At 72.5% G+C, this 22333-nt stretch carries 17 protein-coding genes; all 17 read left to right on the forward strand.

Features of this window, described 5'->3' with window-relative positions:
- Positions 1–146: 146 nt before the first annotated feature.
- The 17 genes from ACFW3D_RS35895 (at position 147) to ACFW3D_RS35975 (ending at position 22230) form a co-directional block, all read left to right on the forward strand.
- Positions 147–1328, forward strand: coding sequence for an ROK family protein (locus tag ACFW3D_RS35895; protein ID WP_500511767.1), 1182 nt, complete (start codon positions 147–149; stop codon positions 1326–1328).
- A 291-nt stretch (positions 1329–1619) separates the two neighbouring features.
- On the forward strand, positions 1620–2801 hold the full coding sequence (locus ACFW3D_RS35900; protein ID WP_500511737.1) for an ROK family protein: 1182 nt from the start codon (positions 1620–1622) through the stop codon (positions 2799–2801).
- A 102-nt stretch (positions 2802–2903) separates the two neighbouring features.
- Positions 2904–4448, forward strand: coding sequence for a sugar ABC transporter ATP-binding protein (locus ACFW3D_RS35905; protein ID WP_500511739.1), 1545 nt, complete (start codon positions 2904–2906; stop codon positions 4446–4448).
- A complete protein-coding gene (locus tag ACFW3D_RS35910; RefSeq protein WP_500511741.1) occupies positions 4445–5482 on the forward strand; it encodes an ABC transporter permease in 1038 nt (345 codons plus the stop codon). Before ACFW3D_RS35905 ends, ACFW3D_RS35910 begins: the two co-directional genes overlap by 4 nt.
- Positions 5483–5558: 76 nt before the next feature.
- The gene (locus ACFW3D_RS35915; RefSeq protein WP_499605322.1) at positions 5559–6605 is read left to right on the forward strand and encodes a substrate-binding domain-containing protein; all 1047 of its coding nucleotides are present in this window, start codon (positions 5559–5561) and stop codon (positions 6603–6605) included.
- Between the two features lie 49 nt (positions 6606–6654).
- The gene (locus tag ACFW3D_RS35920; protein ID WP_500511743.1) at positions 6655–7869 is read left to right on the forward strand and encodes a Gfo/Idh/MocA family protein; all 1215 of its coding nucleotides are present in this window, start codon (positions 6655–6657) and stop codon (positions 7867–7869) included.
- Positions 7870–7897: 28 nt separating this feature from the next.
- A complete protein-coding gene (locus tag ACFW3D_RS35925; protein WP_499605321.1) occupies positions 7898–8902 on the forward strand; it encodes a sugar phosphate isomerase/epimerase family protein in 1005 nt (334 codons plus the stop codon).
- 298 nt (positions 8903–9200) lie between these two features.
- Positions 9201–12920, forward strand: coding sequence for a ThuA domain-containing protein (locus ACFW3D_RS35930; RefSeq protein WP_500511744.1), 3720 nt, complete (start codon positions 9201–9203; stop codon positions 12918–12920).
- A gap of 100 nt (positions 12921–13020) precedes the next feature.
- Positions 13021–14175 carry an inositol-3-phosphate synthase gene (locus tag ACFW3D_RS35935; RefSeq protein ID WP_500511745.1) on the forward strand — a complete coding sequence of 385 codons (1155 nt, stop codon included), beginning with the start codon at positions 13021–13023 and terminating at the stop codon, positions 14173–14175.
- Entirely contained in the window at positions 14172–15434 is a 1263-nt protein-coding gene (locus tag ACFW3D_RS35940; RefSeq protein WP_500511746.1) for an SCO3242 family prenyltransferase, read from the forward strand. Before ACFW3D_RS35935 ends, ACFW3D_RS35940 begins: the two co-directional genes overlap by 4 nt.
- The gene (locus ACFW3D_RS35945) at positions 15431–16288 is read left to right on the forward strand and encodes a sugar phosphate isomerase/epimerase family protein (protein ID WP_500511748.1); all 858 of its coding nucleotides are present in this window, start codon (positions 15431–15433) and stop codon (positions 16286–16288) included. Before ACFW3D_RS35940 ends, ACFW3D_RS35945 begins: the two co-directional genes overlap by 4 nt.
- The gene (locus ACFW3D_RS35950; protein ID WP_500511750.1) at positions 16285–16920 is read left to right on the forward strand and encodes an EboA domain-containing protein; all 636 of its coding nucleotides are present in this window, start codon (positions 16285–16287) and stop codon (positions 16918–16920) included. The genes ACFW3D_RS35945 and ACFW3D_RS35950 overlap by 4 nt, the downstream gene beginning before the upstream one ends.
- Positions 16920–17768: a TatD family hydrolase gene (locus ACFW3D_RS35955; RefSeq protein WP_500511752.1), complete on the forward strand. Its 849-nt coding sequence runs from the start codon at positions 16920–16922 to the stop codon at positions 17766–17768. Before ACFW3D_RS35950 ends, ACFW3D_RS35955 begins: the two co-directional genes overlap by 1 nt.
- Before the next feature lie 13 nt (positions 17769–17781).
- The gene (gene eboE / locus ACFW3D_RS35960; RefSeq protein ID WP_500511754.1) at positions 17782–18951 is read left to right on the forward strand and encodes a metabolite traffic protein EboE; all 1170 of its coding nucleotides are present in this window, start codon (positions 17782–17784) and stop codon (positions 18949–18951) included.
- The gene (locus ACFW3D_RS35965) at positions 18948–20336 is read left to right on the forward strand and encodes an alkaline phosphatase family protein (RefSeq protein WP_500511756.1); all 1389 of its coding nucleotides are present in this window, start codon (positions 18948–18950) and stop codon (positions 20334–20336) included. The genes eboE and ACFW3D_RS35965 overlap by 4 nt, the downstream gene beginning before the upstream one ends.
- Before the next feature lie 34 nt (positions 20337–20370).
- Complete coding sequence (locus ACFW3D_RS35970) at positions 20371–21423, forward strand: sugar phosphate isomerase/epimerase family protein (protein WP_500511758.1); 1053 nt, start codon at positions 20371–20373, stop codon at positions 21421–21423.
- 570 nt (positions 21424–21993) lie between these two features.
- Complete coding sequence (locus ACFW3D_RS35975; protein ID WP_500511760.1) at positions 21994–22230, forward strand: hypothetical protein; 237 nt, start codon at positions 21994–21996, stop codon at positions 22228–22230.
- Positions 22231–22333 lie beyond the last annotated feature (103 nt).

Raw genomic sequence — 22333 nt, forward strand, 5'->3', positions numbered from 1 at the left:
GTGGAAGGGGCCCGCGGGTGCCTTTCGGCGGTTTCTTCCCGGCCGCCCACCCCGGTGGTACGGTCCGGTCCAGTCGTGGCCCCGTCCGGAGGGTGACGAGACGCACCCGAGGGTGACCGGCGAGGGAGAGGCGCGACGTGAGACGGATGACGGCCCGTCCGGCGAACGGGCACCAGGCGCGGGTGCTGCGCCTGCTGCGCGACGCGGGCCCGCAGTCGCGGGCCGTGCTCGGCGACCAGGTGGAGCTCTCCCGGTCCAAGCTGGCGGTCGAGGTCGACCGCCTCCTGGAGACCGGGCTCGTGGTCCCCGACGGACTCGCCGCCTCCCGCGGCGGACGGCCCTCCCACAACGTGCGCCTCGCCCCCTCGCTGCGCTTCCTGGGCGTGGACATCGGCGCCACCTCGGTCGACGTCGCCGTCACCAACGCGGAGCTGGAGGTGCTCGGCAACCGTTCCGCGCGGTTCGACGTGCGCGAGGGGCCGGTAGCCGTGTTCGAGCAGGTGCTGGCGATGGCGGCCGAACTGCGCGCCGCCGGTGCCGCGGAGAGCTTCGACGGCGCGGGGATCGGGGTGCCGGGTCCGGTTCGCTTCCCCGACGGCGTACCGGTCGCGCCGCCGATCATGCCGGGCTGGGACGGTTTCCCCGTCCGGGAGGCCATGAGCCAGGAACTCGGCTGTCCCGTCCTGGTCGACAACGACGTGAACCTCATGGCGCTGGGGGAGCAGCACGCCGGGGTCGCCCGATCCGTGCGGGACTTCCTCTTCGTCAAGATCGGGACCGGGATCGGCTGCGGCATCGTCGTGGGCGGTCAGGTCTACCGCGGGGTCACCGGCAGCGCCGGGGACATCGGGCACATCCAGGTCGTGCCGGGCGGACTCTCCTGTGCCTGCGGCAACCACGGCTGCCTCGAGGCCTACTTCGGCGGCAGCGCCCTGGCCCGGGACGCGGCCGCCACGGCGGCAGCGGGCGAATCGGCCGCGCTCGCCGGCCGGTTGGCCTCGGCAGGGACGCTGACCTCCGCCGACGTGGCGGCCGCCGCGGCGGGCGGGGACGGCACGGCCCTCGACCTCATCCGTCAGGGCGGCAACCGGACCGGCCAGGTCATCGCGGGCCTGGTGAGCTTCTTCAACCCCGGACTCGTCGTGATCGGCGGCGGGCTCACCGGCCTGGGGCACACCCTCCTGGCGAGCATCCGCAGCCAGGTGTACGGCCAGTCGCTGCCGCTGGCCACCGGCAACCTGCCGATCGTCCTCAGCGAACTCGGCCCGACCGCCGGCGTGGTCGGGGCCACCCGTCTGATCAGCGACCACGTCTTCTCGCCGGTGTGACCCCCGGCGGGCACCGCCCGCCGGAACGCGGCCGTTCCCTTCCGTTCGTCGTGTCGTTGCCGCGGGTTGGGTGTGCGCTACCCCCATGGCCCAAGTACGCCGGGTGAGTTGGCCCGCGCCCGGACTTTGTCCTGGAACCGGAAAAAGACCTTCCCGATTCCTGCGCAACTTCTTCCCCCACTGGGCGGGCGCTGCTACTTTCCCATCGAAAGCCTGACGGAGCGGGACCGGCCGATGCCGGTCCGGTATCCCCATGCCGCGGCCGGGGGAGGTGAGGGGCACGTGAGACGCATGACAGCTCGACCCGCCAACGCGCACCAGGCGCGGCTCCTGCGGCTGCTCCGTGACGGCGGACCCAACTCCCGTGCCCAGATGGGGGACCAGATCGACCTGTCCCGTTCCAAGCTCGCCGTCGAGGTCGACCGGCTGCTGGAGACGGGCCTCGTCGTCGCGGACGGCCTCGCCGCCTCGCGCGGCGGGCGGCGTTCGCACAACATCAGGCTCGCCCCGGGCCTGCGCTTCCTCGGCGTCGACATCGGCGCCACCTCCGTCGACGTCGCGGTCACCAACGCCGAGTTGGAGGTGCTCGGCCACCTCAACCACCCGATGGACGTCCGTGAGGGACCGGTCGCCGTCTTCGAGCGGATCCTGGAGATGGCCGCCAAGCTCCGGGCCGCCGGCCTCGCAGAGGGCTTCGACGGCGCGGGGATCGGGGTGCCGGGGCCGGTGCGCTTCCCCGAGGGCGTCCCCGTCGCGCCGCCGATCATGCCCGGCTGGGACGGCTTCCCGGTCCGCGAGGCGCTCAGCCAGGAACTGGGCTGCCCCGTCATGGTCGACAACGACGTGAACCTGATGGCCATGGGGGAGCAACACGCCGGGGTCGCCCGCTCCGTCGGCGACTTCCTCTGCGTCAAGATCGGCACCGGCATCGGCTGCGGCATCGTCGTCGGCGGTGAGGTGCACCGCGGTGTGACCGGCAGCGCCGGCGACATCGGCCACATCCGGGTCGAGGCCGACGGACGCGCCTGCGCCTGCGGCAACAAGGGCTGCCTGGAAGCCCACTTCAGCGGTGCCGCGCTCGCCCAGGACGCCCTGGAGGCGGCCAGGTCGGGACAGTCCTCAGCCCTCGCGGCCCGGCTCGAGGCGGCCGGGCGGCTCTCCGCCGTCGACGTCGCCGCGGCGGCCGCCGTCGGCGACGCGGCGGCACTGGAACTCATCCGCGAGGGGGGCAACCGCGTCGGGCAGGTCATCGCCGGACTCGTCAGCTTCTTCAACCCCGCGCTGGTGGTGATCGGCGGCGGTGTCACCGGTCTCGGCCACACCCTGCTCGCCAGCATCCGCAGCCAGGTCTACCGCCAGTCACTGCCGCTCGCGACCGGCAACCTGCCCATCGTCCTGGGTGAACTGGGCCCCACCGCCGGCGTGATCGGCGCCGCCCGCCTCATCAGCGACCACGTGTTCTCCCCGGCCTGATCCCCCCACCGGCCAAGCGCTCCACCGGCACCACGGCACCACCGGCTCCACCTGCACGCTCCGCACGCGCACGTGTCACCCGCATCCGCCGAGGGGATCGTCATGGCACCTGAACCACCGGCACCGCCGCCCCCGACAGCAGCGCCGCTGCTCACCATGTCCGGCATCACCAAGTCCTTCCCCGGCGTCCGCGCCCTGGACGGCGTCGACCTGGACGTCCAGGCCGGCGAGGTGCACTGCCTCCTCGGCCAGAACGGCGCGGGGAAGTCCACCCTCATCAAGGTGCTCGCCGGGGCCCACCAGCCCGACGGCGGGGAGATCACCTGGCGCGGGGAGCCGGTGGCGCTGAAGTCGCCGATCGCCGCGATGCGGCTCGGCATCGCCACCATCTACCAGGAACTCGACCTGGTCGAGGGGCTGTCCGTGGCCGAGAACGTCTTCCTCGGCCATGAACCGACCACCGCCGGGTTCGTGGTGCGCGGAGGTGACGCCCGCCGTGAGGCCGCCGTCCTGCTGCGCCGGCTCGGCCACGCCGAGATCGACCCGGCCCGGCGTGTCGGCGACCTCTCGGCCGCCCAGCAGCAGATCGTCTCGATGGCCCGGGCGCTCTCCCACGACGTGCGCCTCATCGTCATGGACGAGCCGTCCGCCGCGCTGGACCCCGAGGAGACCGACAACCTGCTCCGCATCGTCGGGCAGCTGACCGCCGACGGCGTCGCGGTCGTCTACATCTCCCACCGGCTGGAGGAGATCCGCCGTGTCGGCGACCGGGTCACCGTCCTGAAGGACGGCCGCGCGGTCGCCGGCGGCCTCCCCGCCAAGTCGATGCCGACGCGGGACATCGTGGCGCTCATGACGGGCCGTGACGTCGAGTACGTCTTCCCCCGGCGCCCCGCCGGACCGCGCTCCGGCGATCCCGTCCTGCGGGTCGAAGGGCTCGCCCGGGACGGCGAGTTCGCCGCGGTCGACCTGGAGGTGCGCCCGGGAGAGATCGTCGGGCTGGCCGGGCTCGTGGGCTCCGGACGGTCGGAGATCCTCGAGACGCTCTACGGTGCCAGGAAGCCCACCGCCGGCCGGGTCACCGTCGACGGCCGGCCCCTCAAGCCCGGCAGCGTGCGCTCGGCCGTCCGCGCCGGGCTGGGGCTGGCGCCGGAGGAGCGCAAGGCACAGGCGCTGCTGATGCTGGAGTCCGTCACGCGCAACGTTTCGGTGTCCACCCTCGCCCGCTTCTCCCGGGCCGGCTGGCTCGACCGCAGGGAGGAACGACGCGCCGCCCGGGAGTCCACCCGGTCGCTGTCACTGCGGCCCGACAACCCCGACGCCCGGGTGCGCACCCTGTCCGGCGGCAACCAGCAGAAGGCCGTCCTGGCCCGCTGGCTGCTGCGCGGCTGCCGTGTCCTGCTGCTCGACGAGCCGACCCGGGGCGTCGACGTGGGCGCCCGCGCCGAGCTCTACGCGGTGATCCGCCGGCTCGCCGACGACGGGCTCGCCGTACTGCTCGTCTCCAGCGAGGTCCCCGAGGTCCTGGGGCTCGCGGACCGGGTGCTGGTGCTCCGCGAGGGACGCGTCGTGCACGCCGCGCCCGCGACGGAGCTGGACGAACACCGCGTACTCGACCTTGTCATGGAAGGGAGCCCGAGCCGATGACGCAGCCCGCCTCCGAGGCCCCGCAGGCACCGACGCCGCCCGCGGACGCGCCCCCCGTCACGAAGGGCGGCGGCCGGCGTCCGGCGCTGGGGCTCCACGCCGACGTCCGCAACCTGTCCCTCCTCGGCGTCCTCGCCGCCCTCGTCCTCGTCGGCGGCATCACGCAGCCCGACAGCTTCCTGGATGTCTCCAACCTCCAACTGGTGCTCACCCAGGCGTCCGTCATCGGTGTCGTCACCGTCGGCATGACCTTCGTGATCATCAGTGGGGGCATCGACCTGTCCGTCGGCGCGATCGTCGCACTCGCCTCCGTGTGGGCGTCGACCCTCGCCACCCAGGAGTACGGCTTCACGGGCATCCTCTTCACCGCGGTCGTCGTCGGCATCGGCTGCGGGCTGGTCAACGGGGTGCTCATCGCCTACGGCAGCATGGTGCCGTTCATCGCGACCCTCGCCATGCTCGCCTCGGCGCGCGGGCTCGCCCTGTACCTCACCGACGGAAAGACACAGATCGTCACCGTGAACTCGGTGCTCGACCTCGGCCTTCCCGCCACCTACGTCCTCGGCATCCCGCCGCTGGTGCTGGTCTTCGCCGGGGTCACGGTCATCGGCTGGCTGGTGCTGAACCGGACGACCTTCGGGCGCCGGAGCGTGGCCGTCGGCGGCAACGCGGAGGCGGCCCGCCTCGCCGGCATCGACGTCCGCCGGCAGCGGCTCTACCTCTACCTGCTGTCCGGGCTGTGCTGCGGCATCGCGGCCTTCATGCTGATCATCCTGTCCGGCTCGGGCCAGAACACCAACGGCAACCTCTACGAACTCGACGCCATCGCCGCGGCGATCATCGGCGGCACGCTGCTCAGCGGCGGCCGCGGGACGATCGTCGGCTCCGTCCTCGGCGTCCTGGTGTTCACCACCATCCAGAACATCTTCGCCCTCAACAACCTGGAGAGCGCCGTCCAGCAGATCGCCAAGGGAGCGATCATCGTGGCCGCCGTCCTGGTCCAGCGCAGCACCTTGCGCAACGGCGACGGCTGACCCAGCCCGTCGCGCCCGGCTCCACCGACAACCCGCACGCGCCCCGCACCGCCCTATCCCGAAGGGTTTCACCGTCATGCCACGAATCCCGGTCACCAGCCGCAGAGGACTGCTCTTCGGCGCCGCCGCCGTCTCCGCCGGAGCGGCACTCACCGCCTGCACCAGCAACGAGCCGAAGAAGGCCGGCACGGCCGCCACCACGGCGGCGGCCGCCGACGACAAGCCCGGCACGCCGGTCACGATCGGCTTCGCCGGCCCGCAGGCCGACCACGGCTGGCTCAACGCCATCAACCAGAACGCCAAGGACCGCGCCGCGAAGTACTCCGAGGTGACGCTGGAGATCACCGAGGGCTCCAACGACACCGCCGCCCAGATCGGGCAGATCCAGACGCTGATCAACAAGAAGGTCGACGTCCTGGTCATCCTGCCGGCCGACGGCAAGGCCCTCACCCAGGTGGGCCTGCAGGCCATGAAGGCCGGCATCCCGGTGATCAACCTGGACCGGATCTTCGCCTCCCCGCAGGCGTACCGCTGCTGGATCGGCGGCGACAACTACGGCATGGGGCTCAACGCCGGCCGTTACATCGGCGAACAGCTCAAGGACAAGCCCGACGCCAAGGTCGTCGAGCTCGCCGGCATCGACAACCTGGAGCTGACCCGGCAGCGCACCCAGGGCTTCGACGACGCCCTGAAGAACTACCCCAACATCAAGAAGGTCGCCCGGCAGGCCGCCGAGTTCACCGTCGAGACCGGCCAGGCCAAGATGGCCCAGCTGCTGCAGGCTCAGAAGCAGTTCGACGCGCTGTGGAACCACGACGACGACCAGGGCGTCGGTGCCCTGCGCGCCATCGCGCAGGCGGGCCGTGACGACTTCTTCATGGTGGGCGGCGCCGGGTCCAAGGCGGCGATGGACGCCATCAAGGCCGACAACGGCGTGCTGAAGGCCACCGTCCTCTACCCGCCCACGATGGCCGCCTCGGCCATCGACCTGGCCCGTGCGCTCGGCCAGAAGAAGGGCGTCGGCGGGATGGCGGAGCTGGAGATCCCCGCGTCGATCACCCTGTACTCGGCCGTCGTCACCAAGGAGAACGTCGACGAGTACCTGCCGACGGGCTTCATCTAGCAGATCCGCCCCGCCCGTCCGATCCGAGCAACCGACGAGGAGCAACGGCATGGCTGATATGGCCGGCAAGGAAGACAGTGAGGCAGGTGCCGCTTCGCCGGCGCTCGGCATCGGCATGGTCGGCTACGCCTTCATGGGCGCCACCCACTCCCACGCGTGGCGCACCGTGGGCCACGTGTTCGACCTGCCGATGAGGCCCGTCATGGCCGCGATCGGCGGCCGGGACGCGGGCGCCGTCCGGGCCGCGGCCGCCCGGCACGGCTGGGCGGCCGCGGAGACGGACTGGCGGGCACTGGTGGACCGGGACGACGTCCAGCTGGTGGACGTGTGCACCCCCGGTGACAGCCACGCCGAGATCGCCGTCGCGGCGCTCGAGGCGGGCAAGCACGTGCTGTGCGAGAAGCCGCTGGCCAATTCGGTCGCCGAGGCCGAGGTCATGGCCGCGGCGGCCGAACGGGCCGCCGCCCGCGGCCAGGTGGCCATGGTCGGCTTCAACTACCGGCGGGTGCCGGCGGTCGCCTACGCCCGCCGGCTCATCGCGGACGGGAGGGTCGGCACGATCCGCCACGTGCGGGTGACCTACCTCCAGGACTGGCTCGTCGACCCGGACTTCCCGCTGACCTGGCGGCTGAAGCGCGAGTACGCGGGCTCCGGGGCCCTCGGGGACCTTGGCGCGCACGCCGTCGACCTCGCCCAGTACCTGGCGGGGGAGCTCCTGGTGGGCGTCTCGGCGCTCACCGAGACCTTCGTACGGGATCGGCCCGAGCTGGACGGCGCGTCGTCGGGACTGTCGGGCTCCGGGGGCGGACGGCGGGGGCCGGTGACGGTCGACGACGCGGCGCTGTTCACCGGGCGGCTGGCCTCGGGGGCGCTCGCCTCCTTCGAGGCCACCCGGATGGCGTCCGGGCGCAAGAACGCCCTGCGGCTGGAGATCAACGGCGAGCGCGGCTCGCTCGCCTTCGACCTGGAACGGCTGAACGAGCTGTCGTTCCACGACCACACGGAGCCCGCCGAATCGGCCGGCTTCCGGCGGATCCTGGTGACCGAGCCGGGCCATCCGTACCTGGAGGCGTGGTGGCCGCCCGGCCACGCGCTCGGTTACGAGCACACCTTCACCCACCAGGCGCGCGACCTCGTCGTCGGCATCGCCGAGGGAGTGGCCCCGGCGCCCTCGTTCGCCGACGGCCTCCAGGTGCAGCGCGTCCTGGCGGCGGTGGAGGAGAGCGCCGAGAAGAACGCCGTGTACACCCCCATCCCCTCCTGACCACGCCCGCATCGAGGAGGTCCTCGCCGTGCCACGACCCTTCACACTCTTCACCGGCCAGTGGGCCGACCTGCCCCTGGAGGAGGTCTGCCGACTCGCCCGCGACTTCGGTTACGACGGGCTCGAACTCGCCTGCTGGGGCGATCACTTCGAGGTCGACAAGGCCCTCGCCGACCCCGCGTACCTGGACGGGCGGCGGGCGCTGCTCGACAAGTACGGACTGAAGTGCTGGGCGGTCTCCAACCACCTCGTCGGACAGGCCGTCTGCGACAACCCGATCGACGAGCGCCACAAGGGGATCCTGCCCGCCCGTATCTGGGGCGACGGTGAGCCGGAGGGCGTGCGGCAGCGCGCCGCACGCGAGCTGGCCGACACCGCGCGCGCCGCGGCGGCCTTCGGGGTGCGCACCGTCATCGGCTTCACCGGCTCGTCGATCTGGCACCTGGTCGCCATGTTCCCGCCGGTCCCGGAGCGGATGATCGAGCGCGGCTTCGAGGACTTCGCCGAGCGGTGGAACCCGGTCCTGGACGTCTTCGACGCCGAGGGGGTCCGCTTCGCCCACGAGGTCCACCCGGCCGAGATCGCCTACGACTACTGGACCACGCACCGTGCGCTGGAGGCCGTCGGCCACCGGCCGGCGTTCGGGCTGAACTTCGACCCGAGCCACTTCGTCTGGCAGGACCTCGACCCCGTCGGGTTCCTGTGGGACTTCAAGGACCGCATCTACCACGTCGACTGCAAGGAGGCCCGCAAGCGCCTCGACGGCCGCAACGGGCGCATGGGCTCCCATCTGCCGTGGGGCGACCCGCGGCGCGGCTGGGACTTCGTCTCGGCCGGGCACGGCGACGTGCCGTGGGAGGACGTGTTCCGGATGCTGCGGTCGATCGGATACGACGGCCCGATCTCGGTCGAGTGGGAGGACGCCGGGATGGACCGCCTCGCCGGTGCCCCGGAAGCGCTTTCCCTTCTGAAGCGGTACGACTTCGATCCGCCGGCGGCGTCCTTCGACGCCGCGTTCGGAGGTAACGACTAGGGCGTCACCGCAGGTCACAGCCCGCAGTCCACAGCCCGGCGGCCTCCGCCGCCGGGCCTGTCGGGCTGCCCGGGTGCCTCTTTGTCCTGAGCCTGGAGAAAGTCCAACTTATCTGCCGCACAAGGGCTTTCGGTTCCGGACGAACCCGGCTACCGTCCCTGAGGTGTACAGGACACGGGCCTGAAACACGAGGCCGGTCCTGACGTGGCACCCCCGACCAGCGTGACGGCGCACGCCGGTCCCCGGATCTTCCGCACGGCAGCTGCATCCGCCCGTACGACCTTCCCGGAGGACACACGTGCACAGAAAACGGCCCGGAGCACCCAGAACCCGATTCCGGCAGGGACTCGCGCTCCTCACCGGCGGCCTCCTCGCCGCCACGTCCCTCGTCGTCTCCGCCCCCTTAGGCGCCTCGGCCCGGCCTCTCGACACGGAGCCCGCGGCCGCGGCGGCGGAGGAGTTCCAGCAGGTCACCCTCGCCAAGGGGGAGCCCGAGACGGGCGAGCCGATGTCCCTCGCGGTCCTGCCCGACCGCAGCGTGCTGCACACCTCGCGCGACGGCGAGCTGCGCAGGACCGACGCCGCCGGCGACACCACCGTCATCGGCACCGTCCCCGTCTACACGCACGACGAGGAGGGCCTGCAGGGCGTCGGCATCGACCCGGACTTCAGCGAGAACCGGGCGATCTTCCTCTACTACGCGCCCCCGCTCGACACCCCCGCGGGCGACGCCCCCGACCAGGGCACCGAGGCCGACTTCGCCAAGTTCGACGGCGTCAACCGGCTCTCCCGCTTCACGCTGAAGGCCGACTGGACCCTCGACCTGGCCAGCGAGAAGAAGGTCCTCGACGTCTCCACCACCCGCGGCATCTGCTGCCACGTCGGCGGTGACATCGACTTCGACGCCCAGGGCAACCTGTACCTGTCGACCGGCGACGACTCCAACCCCTTCGCCTCCGACGGCTACGCCCCCATCGACGACCGCCCGGGCCGCAACCCCGCGTACGACGCCCGCCGCACCTCCGGCAACACCAACGACCTGCGCGGCAAGCTGCTGCGGATCAAGGTCGCCGACGACGGGTCGTACACGATCCCCGAGGGCAACCTCTTCGCCCCGGGCACCGAGAAGACCCGGCCCGAGATCTACGCCATGGGCTTCCGCAACCCGTTCCGCTTCAGCGTCGACAAGGAGACCGGCATCGCCTACGTCGGCGACTACGGTCCCGACGCCGGTGCGGCCGACCCCAAGCGCGGCCCCGGCGGCCAGGTCGAGTTCGCCCGCGTGACGGAGGCCGGCAACTTCGGCTGGCCCTTCTGCACCGGTGACAACGACCCGTACGTCGACTACGACTTCGCGACCGGGCAGTCCGGGGAGACCTTCGACTGCGCCGCGCCGAAGAACGACTCCCCGTACAACACGGGCCTGACCGACCTGCCGCCCGCGCAGGCCGCCTGGCTCCCCTACGACGGCGGCTCCGTGCCCGAGTTCGGCTCCGGCTCCGAGTCCCCGATGGGCGGCCCGGTCTACCGGTACGACCCCGAGCTGGACTCCCCGGTGAAGTTCCCCGAGGCCTACGACGGCGACTTCTTCGCCGGCGAGTTCGGGCGCCGCTGGATCAAGCGCATCGAGCAGGGCGAGGACGGCACCGTCCAGTCCATCAACGACGTCCCCTGGACCGGGACGCAGATCATGGACATGGCCTTCGGCCCGGACGGCGCGCTGTACGTCCTCGACTACGGCACCGCCTGGTTCGGCGGTGACGAGCACTCCGCGCTCTACCGGATCGAGAACGCCACCGACGGCCGCTCCCCGACCGCCGAGGCGTCCGCCAACAAGACCTCGGGCGCCGCGCCCCTGAAGGTCACCTTCTCCTCGGCCGGCACCACCGACCCCGACGGCGACACGCTCGCCTACAGCTGGGACTTCGGCGACGGCGGCACCTCCACCGCGGCCGATCCCGCGCACACCTACCGCAAGAACGGCACCTACACCGCGACCCTCACGGTGAAGGACCCGACCGGGCGCGCCGCGACCGCGAGCGTCCAGGTCGTCGTCGGCAACACCGCGCCCAAGGTGACGCTGGACCTGCCCGCGGAGGGCGCCCTGTTCAGCTTCGGCGACGAGATCCCGTTCAAGGTGACCGTCACCGACCCCGAGGACGGGACCGTCGACTGCTCCAAGGTCAAGGTCACCTACATCCTCGGCCACGACAGCCACGGCCACCCCGTGACCTCCGCCAACGGCTGCTCCGGCACCATCAAGACCTCCGCCGACGGCGGCCACGACCCCAACGCCAACATCTTCGGCGTCTTCGACGCCGAGTACACCGACGGCGGGGGCGGCGGCCAGGAGGCGCTCACCGGTCACGACCAGGCGCAGCTGCAGCCGCGCCACCGGCAGGCCGAGCACTTCACCTCCTCGTCCGGCGTCGACCTCTTCGACAAGGCCGAGGCCCACGGCGGCCGTACCGTCGGCAACATCGACAACGGCGACTGGATCTCCTTCAAGCCCTACAACCTCACCGGCTCCGTCCGGCTGACCGCCCGGATCTCCTCCGGCGGCGCCGGCGGCTTCCTCGAGGTGCGCACCGGCTCGGCGACCGGCCCGATCCTGGGCTCGGCCCCCGTCCCGGTGACCGGCGGCTGGGAGACCTTCCAGGAGATCGACGTACCGCTGCGCGCCGTGCCGAAGAAGACCACCGAGCTCTTCCTGGTCTTCAAGGGCGGCTCCGGGGCGCTGTACGACCTGGACGACTTCGAGCTCTCCGACGTTCCGGCCGACCGCGCCGCCAAGCGCGTCCTGGTCTTCTCCAGGACCGCCGGGTTCCGCCACGACTCCATCCCCACCGGCGTCGCCGCGCTGAAGGAGCTGGGCGCCACCGCCAACATCACCGTCGACTCCACCGAGGAGCCGAAGCAGTTCACCAGCAACAACCTGGCGCGCTACGACGCGGTGGTCTTCCTGTCGACCACCGGTGACGTCCTCAACGCCGAGCAGCAGCAGGCGTTCGAGAACTACGTCAAGGGCGGCGGTGCCTACATGGGCATCCACGCCGCCGCCGACACCGAGTACGACTGGCCCTTCTACGGCGGTCTCGTCGGTGCCTACTTCCAGGGGCACCCGCAGATCCAGAAGGCCACCGTCCGCGCCGAGGACCACGACCACCCGGCCACCGCGCACCTCGACGAGGCCGGCTGGGAGCGCACCGACGAGTGGTACAACTACCGCACCAACCCGCGCGGTCAGGCCCGCATCCTCGCCACCCTGGACGAGACCACCTACCAGGGCGGCACGATGAAGGGCGACCACCCCATCGCGTGGTGCCAGACCTACCAGTCCGGCCGCTCCTTCTACACCGGTGGCGGCCACACCAAGGAGTCCTACGCCGAGCCGGCCTTCCGCCAGCACCTCCTGGGCGGACTGCGCTACGCCGTCGGACAGGTCAAGGCCGACTGCAAGCCGCAGACGGGCTACCGCGACCTGTTCAACGGCCGCACCCTGGAGGGCTGGAAGCAGGCGGGCCCCGGCAAGTTCAACGTCGTCGACGGTGAACTGCGCACCGAGGGCGGCATGGGCCTGCTGTGGTACCAGGCCAAGGAGTTCGGCGCCTACTCGCTGACGTTCGACTGGAAGATGGACGGCGACGACAACTCCGGTGTCTTCGTGGGCTTCCCGGCCTCCGATGACCCCTGGTCAGCGGTGGACAAGGGCTACGAGATCCAGATCGACGCCTCCGACGCCCCCGACCGGACCACCGGCTCCGTCTACAGCTTCAAGTCGGCCAACCTCAAGGCCCGCGACCAGGTGCTGCGTCCCCCGGGCCAGTGGAACAGCTACGAGATCAAGGTCCAGGGTGAACGGCTCCAGGTCTTCCTCAACGGAGTCAAGATCAACGACTTCACCAACACCGACCCGGTCCGCAGCCTGAAGGACGGCTACATCGGCCTGCAGAACCACGGGGCCGACGACCAGGTGTCCTTCCGGAACGTCCAGATCAAGGAACTGCCCTCCTCGTAGGGCGGGTCCTGCCGGCACCCACGAGCCGGGGGGGGGGGGGGGGGGGCCCCCCCCCCCCCCCCCCCCCCCCCCCCCCACCACTCGCACCAGGGAGGCAGCCGTGACGAACCCGCCCGCGCCGGCACCGGCACCGGACAACCAGTCGCCCCCGCGCACCGGAGTGTGGCTCATCGGAGCCCGCGGCTCCGTCGCCACCACCGCCGTCGCGGGGTGCGCGGCGGTCACCGCCGGGCTCCACCCCGCGACGGGCATGGTGAGCGAGACCGCACCCTTCGCGGCGGCCGGACTCCCACCGCTGCCGTCCCTGGTCTTCGGCGGCCACGACACGGCCGCCTGCCCGCTGGGCAAGCGGGCGGAACAGCTCGCGGAGGGCGGCGTGCTGCCGCACGGCCTGCCCACCGCGCTCCACGCCGAACTCGCCGCCGCGGACCGGGAGATCCGCACCGGCGGCCCGCTCCCCGGCGACTCCCGCGGTGACGACGAGCTGATCGCCGCGTTCGCGGCGGACATCACCGAGTTCACCGAGCGCCACGGCCTGGCCCGGACCGTCGTCGTCAACGTGGCCTCGACCGAGCCCGTTCCCGAGCCCGGCAGCGACCGCCTGCCGGCGAGCTCCCTCTACGCGGCGGCGGCCATCGAGGCCGGTTGTGCCTACGTGAACTTCACCCCCTCCACGGGGATACGGACCCGGGACCTCGCCGCCGCTGCCTCCGCCCGCGGCCTTCCCCACGCAGGACGAGACGGCAAGACCGGGCAGACCCTGCTCCGCTCCGTCCTCGCCCCGATGTTCGTCCAGCGCGCCCTGACGGTGCGCGCCTGGTCCGGAACCAATCTGCTCGGCGGCGGCGACGGCGCGGTCCTCGCCGACCCCGCGGCGGCCGCGGCGAAGAACGCCGGCAAGGAACGCGTCCTGGCCGACGCCCTCGGCGCCGCCCCCGAGGGCGAGGTGCACATCGACGACGTCCCGGCCCTCGGCGACTGGAAGACCGCCTGGGACCACATAGCCTTCGACGGCTTCCTCGGCACCCGAATGGTCCTGCAGACCACCTGGCAGGGCTGCGACTCCGCCCTCGCCGCCCCGCTCGTCATCGACCTCGCCCGCTTCGCGGCCCGCGCGCACCAGGCCGGCCTGAGCGGACCCCTCCCCGAACTGGGCTTCTACTTCAAGGACCCCGACGCGGGCGCGTCCGCGGCGCTGTCCGAGCAGTACGGCGAGTTGCTGGACTTCGCCGTCAGGCTGGGGGAGTCCCGGTGACGGTCCGGGCAGCACGGCGGCTGCGGGCCCTGGCCGTCGTGGCGGCCCTCGGCGCAGTGACGGCGTTCGCCACGCGCCGCCCACCGAGCGGCACGGCCAAGTCCACCGTCGCGCAGGACGGGGCGTGCGGCACCCATCGGCCCGGGGCGGAGGAGGGGGCCGCCCCGGGCGGATGCGGAAGCAGCGGTCAGGCCGACGTCGCCGAGAAGGCGGGTGACACCCCGAAGGCCGGCCTCGCCGAGAAGGCCGACGCGACCGGCGACGCCGGGGCGGCCCGGCCCGCGGCGGCCACCCGGCTGTGGGACTGGGCCGAACTCCTCCGCGTGTCCGCCCTGTTCACCGTCCCCGGCGACGCCCTCGCCGGCGCCGCCGCGACCGGACGGCGTCCCGGCCGCGGCACGTTCCTCGCCATCGGCAGCTCACTGTGCCTGTACCACGCGGGCATGGCGCTCAACGACTGGGCCGACCGCGACGAGGACGCCGTCGACCGTCCTCACCGCCCCCTGCCTTCGGGCCGGATCAGCCCGGCCGCCGCCCTGACGGCCGCCGCGACGCTCACCGCGGCCGGCCTGGCGCTCGCCGCCCGCGCGGGACGAGCACCGCTCGCCCTCGCCACCACCCTCGCGACGACGGTCTGGGCGTACGACCTGCGCCTGAAGCACACGGCGGCGGGCCCGGCCGCCATGGCCGCGGCACGCGCCCTCGACCTCGTGCTCGGCGCGACGGCCACCCGTCCTCGAGCGGTCGCTGCCGCGCTGCCCCATGCCGCCCTGCTCGGCGCGCACACCTACGCGGTCACCACGGTCTCCCGCAATGAGACGCAGGGCGGCTCCAGCACGGCACCGTTTGCCGCGCTGGTCACCACCACGGCGATCGCCGCCGTCACGGCCGACGCCGCCCGGACGCTGCACCGGCTGCGCGCCTCGGCCCGCCCGCCGTCGGCCACCGCCCGGCACGGGGCGGGCAGCGACCGACACGGACGACCGGCACCACCGGCGCCGCGGCCACCGGCCCCGCCCCACGTCATGACGGCACTGGCCTCCGCCGCCTACGCGGGCACCGCGCTCACCCCCTTCCTGCACGCGGCCCTCAACCCGTCCCCAGCGCTGACCCAGCGCGCGGTCGGCGGCGGGATCCGCGCGATGATCCCGCTGCAGGCCGCCCTGACGGCCCGCTCCGGCTCGGGCGCGTCCGCGGTGGCCGTCCTCGCCCTCGGGCCCGTCGCCCGCCGCGTCGCCAGGAGGGTGAGCCCGACATGAGCCTGCGTCTCGGCTACGGAACCAACGGCCTCACCGACCTCCGTCTCGACGACGCCCTCGCCCTCCTCGCCGACCTCGGCTACGACGGCGTCGGACTCACCCTCGACCACATGCACCTCGACCCCCTCGCCCCCGACCTCGCCGCCCGCACCCACCGCCTGGCGCAGCGGCTGTCCGCGCTCGGCCTCGATGTCACCGTCGAGACCGGCGCCCGCTACGTCCTCGATCCGCGCCGCAAGCACGGCCCTTCCCTCCTCGACCCGGACCCCGACGCCCGCGCCGCCCGCACCCGGCTGCTCGAGCGCGCCGTCCAGGTCGCCGCCGACCTCGGCGCCCACGCCGTGCACTGCTTCAGCGGGATCACGCCCGCCGGCACGTCGCCCGCCACCGCCTGGCAACGACTCCAAGGCGCCCTCGCGCCCGTCCTGGACGCGGCGTCCACCGCGGGGGTCCCGCTCGCCGTCGAGCCCGAACCCGGCCACCTCCTCTCCTGCCTCGACGACTTCCACCACCTGCGCGGTCTGCTCGGCGACCCCGAACCCCTCGGACTCACGCTCGACATCGGCCACTGCCAGTGCCTGGAACCGGCGCCGCCCGCCGACTGCGTCAAGCAGGCCGCTCCCTGGCTCCGCCACGTCCAGATCGAGGACATGCGCCGAGGCGTCCACGAACACCTCCCCTTCGGCGACGGGGAGATCGACTTCCCGCCCGTCCTCCAGGCCCTGGCGGACACCGGTTACCAGGGCCTGACCGTCGTCGAACTTCCCCGCCACTCCCACGCCGGACCCGAACTCGCCCGCACCTCCCTCGACTTCCTGCGCTCCCGCACCCCCACGAACGGAGCCACGGCATGACGACACCCACCCGCGAGGGCCTCCAGGACCGGCTCGGCGACACCGCACGCGCCTGGCTCGACACGGCCCTCGCCGACGCCGGAGCCGCCTCCGGCGGAGCCACGGACGACGACACCCCCACCGCGCCCTCCTCCCTGCCCGCCTGGGAACGCCACTTCGCCTCCGCGGGCCGCCACTGCGGCCAGGAGCACGCCGACGCGGCCCGTGTGCTGCTCCTGCGGGAGGCCCGCGCCGACGCAGCCACCCTGACCCGCCTGTACCGGCACGGCACGGCCGCGGAGCGCCGCGCCGTGCTGCTCGCGCTGCCCCACCTCGAGCCGCCCGCCGCCGACGGCGTGCCCCTCGTCGAGGACGCCCTGCGCACCAACGACACGCGGCTGGTCGCCGCCGCCGTCGGCCCCTACGCCGCGGCGCACCTCGACCCGCACGCCTGGCGCCACGCCCTGCTGAAGTGCCTGTTCACCGGGGTGCCGGTGGACGCGGCCGCCCGGCTCGCGCAGCGAGCGCACGGCGACGGGGAACTGGCCCGCATGCTCGGCGACTACGCCGCGGAGCGCACGGCCGCGGGCCGGCCCGTCCCCGCGGACCTCCACCGCGTCCTCGCCCTGACATCCCGGACGGAGGAGTCCTGATGCGCATCTTCGACCCCCACATCCACATGACCTCCCGCACCACGGACGACTACGAGGCCATGTACGCCGCCGGTGTCCGCGCCCTGGTCGAACCCTCCTTCTGGCTCGGTCAGCCCCGCACCTCCCCCGAGTCCTTCTTCGACTACTTCGACTCCCTCCTGGGCTGGGAACCCTTCCGTGCCGCGCAGTACGGCATCGCCCACCACTGCACCGTCGCCCTCAACCCCAAGGAGGCCAACGACCCGCGTTGCCTCCCCGTCCTCGACGCGCTGCCCCGCTTCCTCGTCAAGGACAACGTCGTCGCGGTCGGCGAGATCGGCTACGACTCGATGACCCCCGCCGAGGACACCGCCCTCGCCACCCAGCTCCAGCTCGCCGCCGACCACGGACTGCCCGCCCTCGTGCACACCCCGCACCGCGACAAGCTCGCCGGGCTGCGCCGCACCATCGACGTCGTCCGCGAGTCGGCGCTCGACCCCGAGCACGTCCTGCTGGACCACCTGAACGAGACCACGGTCAAGGAGGCCGCCGACAGCGGCTGCTGGCTCGGCTTCTCCATCTACCCCGACACCAAGATGGACGAGGACCGCATGGTCGCCGTGCTGAAGGCCTACGGCACGGAGAAGACGCTGGTCAACTCGGCCGCCGACTGGGGGAAGAGCGACCCGCTCAAGACCCGCAGGACCGCCGACGCCATGCTCGCCGCCGGCTTCACCGACGACGACGTCGACCAGGTGCTGTGGCGCAACCCCGTCGCCTTCTACGGCAGCAGCGGAAAGCTCCAGCTCGACGTCCCCGCCCCGGGGGACCTGCACGAGGGCAACTCCATACTCCGCGGCGGGGAATGAGGAGGCGGTACCCATGCGCTTCCGGCACCCCGACGGCTCGGTCGTTCACCTGGCCTACTGCACCAACGTCCATCCCGCGGAGACGCTCGAGGGAGTCCTCTCCCAGCTCCGCGACCACTGCGAACCGGTCCGCAAACGGCTCGGCCGGGACCGCCTCGGCATCGGGCTGTGGCTCGCCAAGGACGCCGCGCACGCCCTCCACACCGATCCGGCGGCACTGCGCGGCCTGCGCACCGCACTCGACCGCCGAGGCCTCGAGGTCGTCACCCTCAACGGCTTCCCGTACCAGGGCTTCGGCGCCGCCGAGGTCAAGTACCGGGTCTACCGGCCGGACTGGACCGAACCGGAACGGCTCGCCTACACCAGCGGCCTCGCCGACCTCCTCGCCGCCCTGCTCCCCGCCGACGTCACCGAGGGGTCGATCTCCACTCTCCCGCTCGCCTGGCGCACCCTCTGGGACGACCGCGCCGCGAGGACCGCCAGGACCGCCCTCACCACCCTCGCCGGACGGCTCGACGCACTGGCCGAACTCACCGGAAAGTCCATCAGGATCGGCCTGGAACCCGAACCCGGCTGCATCGTCGAGACCACCACGGACGCGATCGAGCCCCTCACCGCGATCGCCCACCCCCGCATCGGTGTGTGCGTCGACACCTGTCACCTCGCCACCTCCTTCGAGGAACCCGCCGCCGCGCTGGACGCGCTCACCACGGCGGGCATCACCATTCCCAAGGTCCAGCTCTCCGCCGCCCTGCACGCCGAACACCCGCACCTGCATCACGTACGCGACGCCCTCGCCGCCTTCTCCGAACCCCGCTTCCTCCACCAGACCCGCGCCCGCACCGCCGGCGGGCTGTACGGCACCGACGACCTCCACCAGGCGCTCACCGAGGGGCCACTGCCCACCGGCGCCCCCTGGCGCGCCCACTTCCACGTGCCACTGCACGCACCGCCCGCGCCTCCGCTCACCTCCACCGTCCCCGTCCTGAAGGACGTCCTCGCCCGCCTCGTCGGCGGCCCGGCCCCGCTCACCCACCATCTCGAGGTCGAGACCTACACCTGGCAGGCCCTCCCCGCCGAGCTGCGCCCGCGCACCCGCGCCCAGCTCGCCGACGGCATCGCCGCGGAGCTGGGCCTCGCCCGCGACCTCCTCCACGACCTCGGCCTGAAGGAACTCCCATGACCGACACCGCCGGGCCGGCCCCCCTCCTCGTCCTCGACGTCGTCGGCCTCACCCCACGGCTGCTGGACCACATGCCGCGGCTGAAGCGGCTCGCCGACAGCGGCTCACAGGCCCCGCTCGGCACCGTCCTGCCCGCGGTGACCTGCGCCGCCCAGTCCACCTTCCTCACCGGCGAGCCACCCGCCGGGCACGGCATCGTCGGCAACGGCTGGTACTTCCGCGAACTCGGCGACGTCCTTCTGTGGCGCCAGCACAACGGTCTCGTCGCCGGCGACAAGTTGTGGGACGCCGCCCGCCGCGCCCACCCGGGGTACACCGTGGCCAACATCTGCTGGTGGTACGCCATGGGCGCCGACACCGATGTCACGGTCACCCCACGCCCCGTCTACTACGCCGACGGCCGCAAGGAACCCGACTGCTACACCCGGCCCCCCGAGCTCCACGACGAGCTCACCGACACCTTCGGAACCTTCCCCCTCTTCCACTTCTGGGGCCCCGGCGCCGACATCGTCTCCAGCCGCTGGATCATCGACGCCACCCGGCACATCCTGCGCACCCGCACACCCGACCTCGCCCTCTGCTACCTCCCGCACCTCGACTACGACCTCCAGCGCTTCGGCCCCGACGACCCCCGCTCCCGCCGCGCGGCCACCGATCTGGACGAGGCACTGGCCCCGCTCCTGGATGACGCACGCAGGGAGGGCCGCACGGTGGTGGCGCTCTCCGAGTACGCCATCACGCCGGTCAGCCGGCCCGTCGACGTCAACCGCGAGCTGCGGCGCGCCGGGCTGCTGGAGGTCCACACCCAGGACGGCATGGAGTACCTCGACCCGATGGCCTCACGCGCGTTCGCGGTCGCCGACCATCAGATCGCCCATGTGTACGTGCGCCGGCCCGAGGACCTCGAGGTCACCCGCAAGGCACTCGCCACCCTGCCCGGCATCGCCGAACTCCTCGACGATGAGGGCAAGAAGCGCCACGGCCTGGACCATCCGCGCTCCGGCGAACTCGTCGCCGTCGCGGACCCCGACGCCTGGTTCACGTACTACTACTGGCTCGACGACGACAGGGCACCCGACTTCGCCCGGCTCGTCGAGATCCACCGCAAACCCGGATACGACCCCGTCGAGCTGTTCATGGACCCCGAGGACCCCTACGTCCGCGTCAAGGCCGCCACGGCCCTGGCCCGCAAGAAGCTCGGCATGCGCTACCGCATGGCGGTCGTGCCGCTCGACCCCTCGCCTATTCGCGGCAGCCACGGCCGCCTCCCGGCGAGCGACGACGAAGGTCCGCTCATCATCTGCTCCGTCCCCCGTGCCGTCGACGGCCGCGTCGCGGCCACCGAAGTGAAGTCCCTGCTCCTGCGCCTGGCAGGACTCCACTGAACCACACGTCACCGACGCCAAGGAGTTATCCACAATGACCAGCACGCGTCGTAACAGCACCCCCGACCCGGAGCTCAGCCGCAAGCTCAGCAGACGCGGCATGCTGGGCGTCGCCGCCGGGGCCGGGGCCGCCGCGCTGCTCGGCCTGGCCACCCCGACCGCTGCCGCCGCCCAGGACAAGGGCCACGGCAAGGGCCACGGCCGTCCGGTCCTGCCTCCCGGGCGCCTCGGCATCCAGCTGTACTCGCTGCGGGACAAGGTCTCCACCCTCGGCTTCGCCCCCGTCTTCGCGGAGCTCCAGAAGTACGGCTACGACGAGATCGAGTACGCCGGCTACACCCAGGGCTCCGCGGGCGCCATCACCCTCGCCCAGCTGCGCCGGCTCGCCCGCGACCACGGACTGCGCGCCATCGGCAGCCACGTCGGCTACTACAACGACGGCGACCCGGGCGCCTACACCTTCGCCCAGAACCTGACGAAGGTCCTCGACGACGCCCAGGCCCTCGGTCTGAAGCACATCGGAACCGCGTCCGGTCCCTGGCGCTACGGCAGCACCGTCGACGGCTGGAAGCGCTGCGCCGAGGAGTTCAACGAGTACGGCGAGGCGGCCAAGGCCCGCGGCATGAAGTTCTACCAGCACAACCACGCCGAGGAGTTCTCCTTCGCGACCGACCGTCCGAACGTGCGGCTGTACGACGTCCTCCTGGCCGAGACCGATCCCGACCTGGTCTACCTGGAGATGGACATCTACTGGGCCTACGCGGGTCAGTTCCGGTTCTCCAAGCGCGCGGACGGCACCCCCGCCCCCTTCGACCCGCTGCGCTACGTCCTGAAGCAGCCCGACCGCTACCCCCTCTTCCACGTCAAGGACGGTGAGCGCGACGACACCAACCCCGACGGCTACCGCATGGTCGACGTCGGGGACGGAGACATCGACTACCAGCGGTTCATCTCGGCCGTGACGCGCACGCACGGCGGCCGCCTCGACCACCACTGGCAGACCGAGCACGACACGCCGCCCGATTCCTTCAGCTTCGCCCGCAGGTCGAGCGCGTACCTGCACTCGCTGCGCGAGAAGGACTGCTGACGCCGTGTCGGTGACCATCTGACGCTCCGTCCGGCACCCGTCCCGGGGTGCCGCAGGGGCCCCGTGCCCGCCGCTCGGGCGGGCCGGGGCCCTTCGTCTTCCCGGGAGGGGCCGGGCTTGCGCGTCGTCGTGACTTCGTGCAGTCCTGCGGCCGCGGTGACGCGCGAGCCCATGACCAGGGACGGAGCGGTTCCCATCCGCTCCGGGCGCGCGGCCGGCCCGGTCGTCCCGGGGGTTGGGTGGCCGCGTTGGCGTACGTTGTCGGTGACGAGGATTCACCCGTCGGGAGGTCCGGACGTGACGGTTCGTGATTACGGTGCGTGGTGAAGTGATTGAGACCCCGCCGGACCCGTGATCATCAGGGATTAGGGGCTGTGCACGCCGTCCGCAGTCCACCGTTCGCCGCACCTGACGCAGCATCGCGTGACGGAGCGTGACGAAATTCCGTGGTGCGGCGCGGATGTCCTCGACGCAGGCTCATCCATGTCGGAATCCTGCGGACACCGCCACGGTGCCCGCCGAGACAGGAGAGTCAGTATGCGCGTTTCCCGTTTTGTGGCCGCTGTCGGCGTGGCCTCTGTCGTTCTGCTGGGTGGTGCCACTGCTGCCGGCGCCGCCACCCCGGACCTCGCGGGCACCAAGGGAACCCACGTCACGGGCGATCACGGTCGCGGCGGCTACGACCGTGGTCACGGCGGCCGCGGCCACCACCGTGACTCCTTCCGCTTCGACCGCGGCTTCTTCGGCTCGTACCTCTTCGGGCCCTACCTCTTCGACCCCTTCTTCTTCGGCGGTCGCTACCGCTGACCACCGGCCGGCCTGAACGCCCACGCGTGACGGCCGCCGGATTCCCGGGCCGGCCCCCCCCACCCCCCGGTGCGGCCCCCGGGCCAGCGGACGCCGAGAGGGG

Source organism: Streptomyces sp. NPDC058864 (genome assembly GCF_042742985.1).
GTDB lineage: Bacteria > Actinomycetota > Actinomycetes > Streptomycetales > Streptomycetaceae > Actinacidiphila.

Excerpts from the sequence above, each read along its gene's own strand:
- ACFW3D_RS35895 (WP_500511767.1), top strand. The coding sequence starts at position 147 with ATGACGGCCCGTCCGGCGAACGGGCACCAGGCGCGGGTGCTGCGCCTG.
- ACFW3D_RS35900 (WP_500511737.1), top strand. The coding sequence starts at position 1,620 with ATGACAGCTCGACCCGCCAACGCGCACCAGGCGCGGCTCCTGCGGCTG.
- ACFW3D_RS35905 (WP_500511739.1), top strand. The coding sequence starts at position 2,904 with ATGGCACCTGAACCACCGGCACCGCCGCCCCCGACAGCAGCGCCGCTG.
- ACFW3D_RS35910 (WP_500511741.1), top strand. The coding sequence starts at position 4,445 with ATGACGCAGCCCGCCTCCGAGGCCCCGCAGGCACCGACGCCGCCCGCG.
- ACFW3D_RS35915 (WP_499605322.1), top strand. The coding sequence starts at position 5,559 with ATGCCACGAATCCCGGTCACCAGCCGCAGAGGACTGCTCTTCGGCGCC.
- ACFW3D_RS35920 (WP_500511743.1), top strand. The coding sequence starts at position 6,655 with ATGGCTGATATGGCCGGCAAGGAAGACAGTGAGGCAGGTGCCGCTTCG.
- ACFW3D_RS35945 (WP_500511748.1), top strand. The coding sequence starts at position 15,431 with ATGAGCCTGCGTCTCGGCTACGGAACCAACGGCCTCACCGACCTCCGT.
- ACFW3D_RS35950 (WP_500511750.1), top strand. The coding sequence starts at position 16,285 with ATGACGACACCCACCCGCGAGGGCCTCCAGGACCGGCTCGGCGACACC.
- ACFW3D_RS35955 (WP_500511752.1), top strand. The coding sequence starts at position 16,920 with ATGCGCATCTTCGACCCCCACATCCACATGACCTCCCGCACCACGGAC.
- eboE (WP_500511754.1), top strand. The coding sequence starts at position 17,782 with ATGCGCTTCCGGCACCCCGACGGCTCGGTCGTTCACCTGGCCTACTGC.
- ACFW3D_RS35965 (WP_500511756.1), top strand. The coding sequence starts at position 18,948 with ATGACCGACACCGCCGGGCCGGCCCCCCTCCTCGTCCTCGACGTCGTC.
- ACFW3D_RS35970 (WP_500511758.1), top strand. The coding sequence starts at position 20,371 with ATGACCAGCACGCGTCGTAACAGCACCCCCGACCCGGAGCTCAGCCGC.